At 25.7% G+C, this 11,654-nt stretch carries 9 protein-coding genes; 6 read left to right on the top strand and 3 right to left on the bottom strand.

Annotated features, from left to right (window positions below; genetic code table 11):
• Positions 1 to 2 precede the first annotated feature (2 nt).
• Genes bpSLO_RS06300 through bpSLO_RS06310 form a run of 3 tightly spaced genes read left to right on the top strand, consistent with a single transcriptional unit; the run spans position 3 to position 1,875 of the window.
• Positions 3 to 563, top strand: coding sequence for a DUF226 domain-containing protein (locus bpSLO_RS06300; protein WP_246990039.1), 561 nt, complete (start codon positions 3 to 5; stop codon positions 561 to 563).
• Positions 539 to 1,300 (top strand): ParA family protein, encoded by a 762-nt coding sequence (locus bpSLO_RS06305; protein ID WP_246990040.1) that lies wholly within the window; start codon positions 539 to 541, stop codon positions 1,298 to 1,300. The genes bpSLO_RS06300 and bpSLO_RS06305 overlap by 25 nt, the downstream gene beginning before the upstream one ends.
• Positions 1,301 to 1,332: 32 nt before the next feature.
• On the top strand, positions 1,333 to 1,875 hold the full coding sequence (locus bpSLO_RS06310) for a chromosome replication/partitioning protein (protein ID WP_246990041.1): 543 nt from the start codon (positions 1,333 to 1,335) through the stop codon (positions 1,873 to 1,875).
• 1,748 nt (positions 1,876 to 3,623) lie between these two features.
• Here bpSLO_RS06310 and bpSLO_RS06315 read toward each other — a convergent pair.
• Both bpSLO_RS06315 and bpSLO_RS06320 read right to left on the bottom strand, forming a co-directional pair.
• The gene (locus bpSLO_RS06315) at positions 3,624 to 3,800 is read right to left on the bottom strand and encodes an Mlp family lipoprotein (RefSeq protein WP_246990051.1); all 177 of its coding nucleotides are present in this window, start codon (positions 3,798 to 3,800) and stop codon (positions 3,624 to 3,626) included.
• An 85-nt stretch (positions 3,801 to 3,885) separates the two neighbouring features.
• The gene (locus bpSLO_RS06320; RefSeq protein WP_246990042.1) at positions 3,886 to 4,050 is read right to left on the bottom strand and encodes a hypothetical protein; all 165 of its coding nucleotides are present in this window, start codon (positions 4,048 to 4,050) and stop codon (positions 3,886 to 3,888) included.
• 737 nt (positions 4,051 to 4,787) lie between these two features.
• Here bpSLO_RS06320 and bpSLO_RS06325 point away from each other — a divergent pair.
• From bpSLO_RS06325 to bpSLO_RS06330, 3 genes are all read left to right on the top strand, one after another.
• On the top strand, positions 4,788 to 4,958 hold the full coding sequence (locus bpSLO_RS06325; protein WP_246990043.1) for a variable large family protein: 171 nt from the start codon (positions 4,788 to 4,790) through the stop codon (positions 4,956 to 4,958).
• 295 nt (positions 4,959 to 5,253) lie between these two features.
• Positions 5,254 to 5,376, top strand: a complete 123-nt coding sequence (locus bpSLO_RS08030; RefSeq protein ID WP_281506689.1) for a hypothetical protein — start codon at positions 5,254 to 5,256, stop codon at positions 5,374 to 5,376.
• A 3-nt stretch (positions 5,377 to 5,379) separates the two neighbouring features.
• Positions 5,380 to 5,484 (top strand): variable large family protein, encoded by a 105-nt coding sequence (locus bpSLO_RS06330; RefSeq protein ID WP_246990052.1) that lies wholly within the window; start codon positions 5,380 to 5,382, stop codon positions 5,482 to 5,484.
• Positions 5,485 to 5,818: 334 nt separating this feature from the next.
• Here the strand turns inward: bpSLO_RS06330 and bpSLO_RS06335 are convergent, their stop codons facing one another.
• Positions 5,819 to 11,146 carry a BTA121 domain-containing protein surface lipoprotein gene (locus bpSLO_RS06335; protein WP_246990044.1) on the bottom strand — a complete coding sequence of 1,776 codons (5,328 nt, stop codon included), beginning with the start codon at positions 11,144 to 11,146 and terminating at the stop codon, positions 5,819 to 5,821.
• Positions 11,147 to 11,654 lie beyond the last annotated feature (508 nt).

Here is an 11,654-nt window from a genome sequence, read left to right on the forward strand (position 1 = left end):
TCGTGGAGAGTGTATTAGAACGTCTTAAAAAGAAGAAGTTAGAAATTAAGGAAAAAAGGGATAAACCTATTTTTGTTAAGATCGAGAATAAAAATAACAAAACTTTGTATCACACAAAAATAATGAAGGACTTATATGTATTTGGTATTAACAAAAATCAAAGGAATAAATTTTTCATTTCATTTAGGGAATTATTTAATCAAGAAAGGATAGAGTTTTTTCATCTATTTTCTTTAAGAGATGATGATAAATTCTTAGGTCTTTTTTATGGTTATAGGAAACCAATAAAGAATGTTGTAACAAGGTATGAGGAAAATGGTGTTATGAAAACATCTACATTTTCAAAAGCTTATTACATAGAATTTAGATTTAAAAAGGGAAGTGTGTTTTGCTATTTAAAAGAGATATCTTATTTACTCAAAAAAGATAAATCGGACACAAAGTATTCCAAAACTTTAATTGAAAAACTTGCAAAATTAGAAAAACAAATATATGAATTTTATGGTAAAAATTTAACAGATGGGGGCCTTATAAATAAATGGATACAAAAAAGACAAAAGTAATAACTTTAGCATCAATTAAAGGTGGTGTCGGAAAAAGTGTAAGCTCAATTATATTTGCAACACTACTGGCCCAAAAACATAAAGTGCTTTTAATAGATATGGATACACAGGCTTCTACTACCAGTTATTATTCTGGTAAGCTTGCAAAATTGGATATGAGTCTTATAGATAAAAATATTTACGAAGTTTTAAAGACCAATTTGAGCATTAATAATGCAAGATTTGTTATTGATGAGAATTTAGATTTAATACCAAGTTATTTAAGCTTGCATCAGTTCAACATAGAACCAATTCCTTTCAAAGAAATGAAACTTAAAAAACAATTAAAACAATTAGAAATTGATTATGATTATATAGTAATTGATACGAATCCTAGTTTAGATTTTACTTTAGTCAATGCTTTAGTTTGTAGTGATTATATAGTAGTCCCGATGACAGCAGAAAAATGGGCAGTTGAAAGTTTGGATTTGTTTGAATTTTTTGTCAATAAATTGGATTTATCTTTTTCTGTTTTTCTGTTAGTTACTAGATTTAGAAAAAATAATACACACAAATATCTTCTTGATATTTTAAAGTCTAAGAGTAATTTTTTAGGAACTATATCTGAAAGAGAAGATTTAAATAAAAGGATAGCAGGAGATAGTACTTTTGATTTAAATAGAGACTATATACATGAATATCAAAAAGCATTGGATATCTTCTTAGAAGAAATATATCAAAAAATAAATGTTCACTAGTGAACGTATGGTATAAAAAAAGGAGTTTTTATATGAAAATAAAATTAAATAAGAGGGCTCTAGAAGGTAGAAATTTATCAGATCACGAGAAAATATTAACCCATTATAATAAATTAAAAGAAAAGCTGATTATAAATTTTAAAGATGAAATTTTTTCTAAAATAGAAACAATAAAAGTTTTAAAGGAGATCAAGGATAAAGGATATTATAAATTAGATGGCTACAGAAATTTCATTGATTTTATATTAAATTTTAATTTAGCAAAGACACAAGTGTATAATTACCTAAAAATAGCCTCAGCAATGGAAGAAGGGTTAATAAATGATGATTTTATTTTAAAAAATGGGTTTAATCAAACTTTATTTTTCATTAAAGCCAATGATAAATTAACACTAAAAAAATCAAGACAAAATCCAATAAAGCCATTAAGGTTTCAGCTTAAGAATCAAGAAAGTTATGATTTTTATAAAAAAAATGCCAAATTTACAGGATTTATATTAGATAAACTTTTTTTAAGTAAAAAAGATTTGCTAGAAGATTTCATGAAAGAATTTAAAAGTTTGAAAGGCGATTAGCAAGAAATGGGTATGAAAAATTTAGTACATAAAATATATAAAACAGAAAATTAAGGATAGGGTTATTAAGATAAACGGCTTACTAAAAAAGTAGTGGATTTCATTTTATTTCATAATGATAATTTATACTTTTGAGATCTTAAGAAAAAAGATGAATTCATTAAAACAACAAATAATTAATATAGGTAAGAATTTATAAAAAGACGTATTTGATTTAGATATCGGAATAGATGATGTAAAAATACATGCATAATTTATAATGCAATTTACTTAACAAAACAACAATGCTGTCTTAAGAAAAGAAATAAAAAGAGATAATCTGATGTTGTTAGAAAAACTTAAAATAAATAACAGAATGTTAAATCTTGTTTAATTGGTAGGAATTTTCATCATTATTTCTATTCTTGTATATATAATGACAAACTATTTTGGGAAGGGATAATGATATTAAAAAATAAAGGTGGTTGATTTTATTTAAAATTTGTTGTATTTTAATTGTTATTAGTAGTGCTATTCATTTTAGGACTACCTTAATTTAGGTTCATTCGAATAAAGCTTTAGAGCTTAATTAACTGTTATTAGTAGAACAGCTAATTAAGCTCTAAGTCTTTGTATTCTTATATATTGACTTATTAAAAATTAATTTTTGTGAAATATATATATAAATAATATGTAGATGTAAACTATAAGACTATAAGTAGTATAACAAAAAATGAAATAGCCAAGCGGAATGAGGTTTAAGACAAATAAAGAACACAAATATTAAAGCAAGTATTGAAATACAGTTTATTAATTATGAATTTGTTCCTTTTGGTAATAAAACAGCTAAAAGTTCACCAATAAAATATTCTTGTTATAAGAATTTGCTTCAAGTATCTAAGAGGATGTATATGAAATTAGAAAAAACACCTTTTGATAGTCTAGAAATGATAGATGATTTTTTACTTTAATTAGAGAAAAATCATGATTTTAGTATACGTGATTATTTTGAAGAGTAACTAAAACTTAGAATAACTGAGTATTGGATTGTACTTATAAATAAGTATTTGATAAAGACTGGAATTAATCCAGAAATAGTGGGAGTTTTTTCCAATTTTTTAGTATATGGAAAGCTTAACTATGGTAAAAAGTTCACTGAAATTATTTAGTTATATAACAAGTGATGGAATTTTTAAGTTTATTTACCAATAAATATGGGCCTTTGTTCAATTGAAAGAAAATCACCTCAAATAATGGCTTTTCTTTCAATTCTTAATTTTTAGTTTTGAGTATTTTCTGTATATCCTTTAGCAATAGGTATTGGTGATACGAATATATTTTTTAAATAGATTGATGTTTTGATGCTTAACATCAATCTATGCTTAGACTTTAGTTTTGATGTGTCAAAAAATTTGTATCATGTATTTGATCTTGTTGAAAAACTACATAGAAAATATGGCTGAAAGTTGTTTGAAGAATGAAATTGTTTTGCAAAGTAGTTTCTCATTTAAGTTGGAAATGAATGCGGAATTTTATTAATTAGGTATTTTCTTTGAGTAGTTTGCTTCTTTGCAGTTATATGTACTACTCTTCAAAATTTAATTTTTTTACTTTATGAACCAATTGTTTAGTTTATTCTTTGTTTTAAACATTTTTATAATCAGTTTAATTTATTTATCTTGACTATCTTTTTTAGGATGTTTGTTACTTCTTAAAATATACTTTCTTAATTTTGCTTTTTATGCTTTCTTATTGATGTAAAGGCACCTTTAACTTCCTGCTATCCTATAAGTGCTTGTTATTTGTTCTTTAAATTGATCTAAATTATTGTTATTGCTTTCAAATGAACCTTTCATTACTTTTTTAAAAGTGTTTTTTTGATCATTAGCATCACCACCTGTGTATTTTGCAAGTTCACTTTGTATATGATCTAATGCTCCTTTAATTTTTTCTCCATCAAAATTTAAAAATTTATTGAACTTACTTTCATTACCTAAAGCTTATTTTAAGAAGTTTAATCCTTTTTGCGATTCATTTAACTTTTCTATAAATGCTTTTTTCAGGTGTTTTTTTTATTTTTGTTTGTTTTCCTAAGTCTCTTTTAGCGCTACTTTTAGGAGTTTTATTTTTATTATCAGTTTGACTGCAACTGTGAATTAGTAGTGCCAATGCCAAAATAAAGTTAATTTTATTCATTCAAAATTCTCTTATTTTTATATATTTTATTTTCAATTTAATGTAAGTCCAACTAAATATTGTTTGTTGTCATTATTACATAGAAGTTTTTTTTAAGACAATCAAATGTTTTTTATTAGTCGATTTGTTAGATATTTCATTTTACCATCATTTTTATATTTTAATAATCAGCTTATATAAGTATTAAAATTTTTATTATCTTCTTATTTTTGTATGTTATCATTAAGCTAAGTAAGAAATCTTTTACATTTTCTTTTATTATCTTTACATCTACTAATTTGATTCTGTATCTTTTTAATGACCTTTATTAAGTGAATGCTTTAAAAAACCAAACTTTTTCTGAGTCCCATCAGTTAGAGTAATAGCTTTTTCTTTTGTATCATCAGTTTTATTGCGTAAATTATCTAAATCTATTTTAGATTTACTGTGTGGCTGAGCTTCAGTAGGTACAGTACTTATTTATATTCTTTGTAATAGTACAAAAATAATGTGCTTAAAAGCATTAATGATTTTATAATTTTAGTCATATAAAACCCTTTATCTTTTTGATTTAACAATATATAGCAGTTTTTATTGTGATGTTTAAATTATTTGATTGTTTTGTATAAAATTATTCCTTTTGTAACTATCTTGCTCCAGAGTAAAAATGAGGCACATAATAATGAAAAGAATTACTTTAAGTGCGTTATTAATGACTTTGTTTTTACTTCTTAGCTGTGAGACTGGCAGTAAGGAGATTGTGGGGATTTAAGAATAGATTCTTAAAGTTGGTTATTAGTTTAGGTAATGACTTTTTAAATGTTTTCACTTCTTTTGGTGATATGGTTGGTGGTATTTTAGGTTTTAATACTGAGACTAAAAAGTCTGATGTTGGAACCTACTTTAAGACAGTTCATGATACTGTATAAGTCACTAAAGATAAAGCTGTGAGAAAATTGTTACTAACATGAAGAATAAGGGCAATCCCAATGCTGAAGGAGCGGATGCAGCTGTAAAAAATTAATTACTGAAATCTTTGATAAGATAATTGGAGTCGCTAAATACTGTTAGTTAAGCTGTTGATATTAGAGGTAATGACTCAATTGGCAATGTTGATGAAACTAATCATGGTGCCGCTGTTGAAGAAGTTTTTGTTAAGTCTATTAGTGAGGGGATTAGCAATATAAGTATAGTATTAAAATGAAGGTAAACATGATGCTGGCGATGATGAAAAAGCTACAGATGGTTGAGGCAGGAAAACTATTTGCTACTGCTAATGCTGCAAAACAATTAGCAGCTGATGCAGTAAAATCTGTTAGAGAGGTAACCAATTCTGACATATTATAAGTGATGGTTCAAGAACGTAGTGATGCTGCTATACCTAAGGATGCAACTCTAGCAGGAGGTATAGCATTAAGAGCTGTGGCAAAGGAAGGAAAGTGTTGCAGATATTGAGTATGCTAACAATAGCAATAATACTAACAGTAGATTTAGGATTGAAGAATATTAAAAAGTGTATTGGTTAGAGATTAATCAAAGAGAAGTCTTTGCTACTTAATTTATCTATCAAGTGAGTTAGGAATAATAAATGTTTGGATAAACATAGTAAAGCGTTAATATTATTAACCGAAGCAGTATATCAATTAGTATCTATTAACACAGCCTCATAATTAAAGGTAGTTAATAGATACTTGAAAAAAGTTCATTATTTTATTTGTTTTATGGATTTATTTTTCCATAAATTTATATATTTGTAGTTTGTTGTTGACAAATTACTGTATATAATCCCTTATACAATTTTAAATTGGGATGCGTAGTTTGTTGTTGTTGACAAATTATTGTATATTTCATCAGGATAGAATTTATTACAAATGCTTTTTAAATGATTTTCATATAATATTGTTTCATATTTTAATTTGTTTGTAAGTATGTCTTTTGATGGTCCAGTATAAACCTTAAGAGAGTCTTCTGCTTCTTTTTTTGCATCTAATGTTATTACAATGCCCGATATAGCTTTTTTGAGTTTATCAATATCTAAGTTTAGTATTAACCTATATAAGTTTGTTTGTGCATGAGGTATGATATTATGTTCATCAGAGTCATCTGGATTAGGTTGTGTGATAGAGTGTTGAAGGAAAGTTAAAGCCTCTTTTTCGTCGTCGTTTAATTGTTTTATAACGTTATTGTAATCTTTTATAATGCTTACAATAGGTTCAAATACATTTGCATTGTTTGTTGTTGATAAATTATTGTACATTTCATCAAAATCGGGAGTATTGCAAATTCTTTTTAAATGATTTTCATATAATGTTGTTATGTATTTTAACATTTTTGTAAGTGTATATTTTAATGGTTCATTGTAATCCTTAAGAGAATCCTTAATATCTTTTTTTTCATTTAATGTTATTACAATGCCCGATATAGCTTTTTTGAGTTTATCAATATCTAAGTTTAGTATTAACCTATATAAGTTTGTTTGTGCATGAGGTATGATATTATGTTCATCAGAGTCATCTGGATTAGGTTGTGTGATAGAGTGTTGAAGGAAAGTTAAAGCCCCTTTTTCGTCGTCGTTTAATTGTTCTATAATATTATTATAATTTTTTATAATGCTTACAATATTTTCAAATACATTTGCATTGTTTGTTGTTGATAAATTATTGTACATTTCATCAAAATCGGGAGTATTGCAAATTCTTTTTAAATGATTTTCATATGATGTTATTGTGTCTTTTAACATTTTTGTAAGTGTATCTTTTAATGGTCCATTGTAATCCTTAAGAGAATCCTCAACATCTTTTTTTGCCTTTAATGTTATTACAATGTCCGATATAGCTTTTTTGAGTTTATCGATATCTAAGTTTAGTATTAACCTATATAAGTTTTCTTGTACATAAGTTATGATATTATGTTCATCAGAGTCATCTGGATTAGGTTTTGTGATAGAGTATTGAAGGAAAGTCAAAGTCTCTTTTTCGTCGTCGTTTAATTGTTCTATAATATTATTATGACTTTTTATCATGCTTACAATATTTTCAAATATATTTGCATTGTTTGTTGTTAATAAATTATTGTACATTTCATCAAAATCGGGAGTATTGCAAATTCTTTTTAAATGATTTTCATATGATGTTGTTGTGTTTTTTAACATTTTTGTAAGTGTATATTTTAATGGTTCATTGTAATCCTTAAGAGAATCTTCAACATCTTTTTTTGCATCTAATGTTATTACAATGCCCGATATAGCTTTTTTGAGTTTATCAATATCGAAGTTTAGTATTAACTTATATAAGTTTTCTTGCGCATGAGTTATGATATTGTGATCATTTGGGACATTTGGGTTAGGTTTTGTGATTAAATTTGCAAGGGAAGTTAAAGCCCCTTTTTCGTTGTCGTTTAATTGTTCTATAATGTTATTATAATTTTTTATATCACTTGCAATAGCTTCAAATACATTTGCATTGTTTGTTGTTAATAAATTATTGTACATTTCATCAAAATCGGGAGTATTGCAAATTCTTTTTAAATGATTTTCATATGATGTTGTTGTGTCTTTTAACATTTTTGTAAGTGTGTCTTTTAATAGTCCAGTATAAACCTTAAGAGAATCTTCAACATCTTTTTTTGCATCTAATGTTATTACAATGCCCGATATAGCTTTTTTGAGTTTATCGATATCTAAGTTTAGTATTAACCTATATAAGTTTGTTTGTGCATGAGTTATGATATTATGTTCATCAGAGTCATCTGGATTAGGTTTTGTGATTAAATTTGCAAGGGAAGTTAAAGCCCCTTTTTCGTCGTCGTTTAATTGTTCTATAATGTTATTATAATTTTTTATATCACTTGCAATAGCTTCAAATACATTTGCATTGTTTGTTGTTGATAAATTATTGTACATTTCATCAATATCGGGAGCATTATTGCAAATGTTTTTTAAAAGATTTGCAAATTGTGTTGTTGACTCTTCTAGTTTTTTTGTAAAAGTATTTTTTAATAGGCCGCTGTAATTTGTAAGAGCGTCTTTTACTTCTTTTTTTGCCTTTAATGTTAGTATGATTTTTGATAGTATTGATTTGAGTTCATAAATATTGAAATTTAGTATTACTTTATGTAAGTTTGCTTGTGCATTAATTATGATACTATAGTCATTTGGGTCATCTGGATTAGGTTTTGTGATAGAGTATTGAAGGAAAATTAAAGCCTCTTTTTCGTCGTCATTTAATTTTTCTATATTATTGTTATAATATTGTATAACTTTTGCAATACTTTTAAATATGTGTATATCATTTGTTTCTGATGCATTAGAGACTATTTCATTAGTCCAGAAATACATGTTTTTTAAATTATAGATGTATTGTGTTGTTGCAGTTTTTAGTATTTGTATAAAAGTATTTTTTAATAATGGTCTATTGTAATTTTTAAGAGAGTCCTCTGCTTCTTTTTTTGCTTTTAATGTTAGTTTGATATTCAATAGTATTACTTTTATTCTTGCTAATTTTAAATTTAGTATTAGATTATTGAACTTTTCTTGTTCATCATAAAAAATTGTGATATAGGCATCTAAATCATCTGGATTAGGTTTTATGATAGAGTGTTGAAGGAAAGTTAAAGCCTCTTTTTCGTCGTCATTTAATTGTTTTATAACGTTATTGTAATCTTTTATATCACTTGCAATAGCTTCAAATAGGTGTGCTGTATTATTTGTTGTTAATAAATTACGGTATATTTCATCAAAATTGGGATTGATACAAGTGGTTTTTAAATACTGTATGTAGTGTGTTGTTGCATCTTCTAAAACTTTTGTAAGTGTATATTTTAATGGGTCATCGTGATTGATAATAGAGTTTTCTGCATATATTTTTGCTTTTAATGTTAGTCTGATATTTGACAGTATTGATTTGAGTTTATCAATATCGGAGTTTAGTATTAACTTATGTAAGTTTGCTTGCGCATGAGTTATGATATTGTGATCATTTGGGACATTTGGATTAGGTTTTGTGATTAAATTTGCAAGGGAAGTTAAAGCCCTTTTTTCGTCGTCGTTTAATTGTTTTATGATGTTATTGTAGTTTTTTATATCGCTTGCAACACTTTCAAATAGGTGTGCTGTATTGTTTGTTGTTGATAAATTATGGTCTATCTCATCAAAATTGGGAGTATTATAAATACTTTTTAAAGTATTTATAACTTGAGTTGTGACATCTTCTAATTTTTTTGTAAGTGTATTTTTTAGTGGGTGATTGTAATTTGTGAGAGAGTCTTCTGCTTCTTTTTTTGCCTTTAATGTTGGCATGATATTTGATAATATTGATTTAAGTTTATCAATACTTAAGTTTAGTATTAACTTAGTAAGGCTTGCTTGTGTATTAGTTATAATATTGTGATCATTTGGGTCATCTGGATTAGGTTTTGTGATAGAGTGTTGAAGGAAAGTTAAAGTTTCTTGTTCCTCGTTATTTAATTGTTTTATGACGTTATTGTAGTCTTCTATATTTCTTGTAATATCTTTAAATAGATATGCATTTGTTATCGATAAATTATGGTACATTGCGTCAAAATTGGAAATATTATATGTTTTCTTTAAAAGTTCTATAAATTGTATTGTTGCATTTTCTAATTTTTTTGTAAATGTGTTTTTTAATGGCCCATTGTAATTTTTAAGAGAGTCTTCTGCTTCTTTTTTTGTATTTAGTATTAGAATGATATTTGATAGTATTGATTTGAGTTGATCAATACTTAAGTTTAGTATTAATTTATTAAGACTTATTTGTTGTTCTATAATCATAAATTTATTGATACGTTTTATCTCTTTTGAAATAGAGTTTCCAAGGAGAACCAAAGCCTCTTTTTCGTCGTTGTTTAAATGTTGTTTTATGACATTATTATAATGTTTTATGGTGTTTATAATATTTTCAAATACGTTTGCATTGTTTGTTGTTGACAAATTTTGATGAATTTCATCAAAATTTGAAGTGTTACATATGTTTTTTAAAAAATATTTAAATTGTGTAGATGCATTTTTTAATCTTTTTATAAATGTGTTCTTTAATGGGTCATTGTAATTTTCAAGAGAGTCTTCTGCTTCTTTTTTTGCTTTTAATGTTGGTATGATATTTGATAGTATTGATTTGAGTTGATCAATACTTAAGTTTAGTATTAATTTATGTAAGTTTTCTTGTATATTAGTTATGATACTATGGTCATTTGGGTCATCTGGATTAGGTTTTGTGGCAGAGTCTTTAAGGAAAGTTAAAGCCTCTTTTTCGTCATTGCTTAATTGTTCTATGACGTTATTATAATGTTTTATGGTGTTTATAATATTTTTAAATATATCCGCATTGTTTATTTTTGACAAATTATGATAAAATTCATAATAATTTATAGTGTTACATATGTTTATTAAAAGATCTGTCAATTTTATTGATGCGTCTTTTAATATTTTTGTAAGTATGTCCTTTAATGGGTTATTGTAATTTTCAAGAGAGTCTTCTGCTTCTTTTTTTGTTTTTAACGTTCGTCTGATATTTGATAGTGCTGGTGTATCAATACTTAGTTGTGATATTAGCGTCCTAAGATTGTCTTGTATATTAGTTATGATGCTCTGATCTTTTGGGTTATTTGGATTAAATTTTGTGATAGAGTCTTGAATGAAGATTAAAGCCCTTTTGTCGTCATTGTTTAATCGTTGCATTATGTTATTATAATATTTTATGGCATTTATAATACTTTTAAATATGTCCGTACTGTTTATTTTTGACAAATTGTGATTCATTTCATCATAATTGGGATTGTTACAAATGGTTTTTAAAGAATAGTTATATTGTGTTGTTGCAATTTTTAATCTTTTTATAAAAGCATTTTTTAATAGTCCAGTGTAATTTTCAAGAATATTTTCTGTTTCTTTTTTTACTTTTAATGTTGGTATGATATTTGATAGTATTGATTTGAGTTGATCGATATTTAAGTTTAGTATTAACTTATTAGGTCTTGCATGTGCAAGAGTTAATAAGTTATAGTTATCAGTATTAGTTTTTGTGATAGAGTCTTGAAGGAAAGCTAGAGCCGTTTTTTCTTCGTCGTTTAATATTCCTTTTAAAATTTTATTTTGTTGCATAAATATACTCCTTAAATTTTATTTTTAAATTAACACTTTAATTATATAAGATAATATTAAACCATATAAATAAATAAGTAAATAGGTTGGAGGAATATTTTTGATCATATTATTGATAATATAATGTAAGTGTAAGCATTAAGACGATCACTTGAGATAAATTGCTGTGACTGGAGATAAGGAGTAAGAGATTTGTACTATTAATAATTAAGATTTAGAAAAAATAAGTGTTTTAGTTTTGATTTTAGAAAAGATATTTTTTATACTATGCTTAGTATAAAAAATATATAACATATTTGTAAAAATAACAACTATGGTATATTTTAGTGATAACTATGGTACATTTTGATAGTAACTATGTACAATTTAGTGACAACTAATAAAAATGGAAGAGAACTATGTTCATTTTGGTATCAACTATGTACAAAAAGGGAGTAAAAGTGTTCAAAATGATAGAAACTTTAGTCAATAAAAAGTGTCAAGAGACTTATACTATTAACAAATTATT

Source organism: Borrelia parkeri (genome assembly GCF_023035815.1).
Taxonomy (GTDB): Bacteria; Spirochaetota; Spirochaetia; order Borreliales; family Borreliaceae; genus Borrelia; species Borrelia parkeri.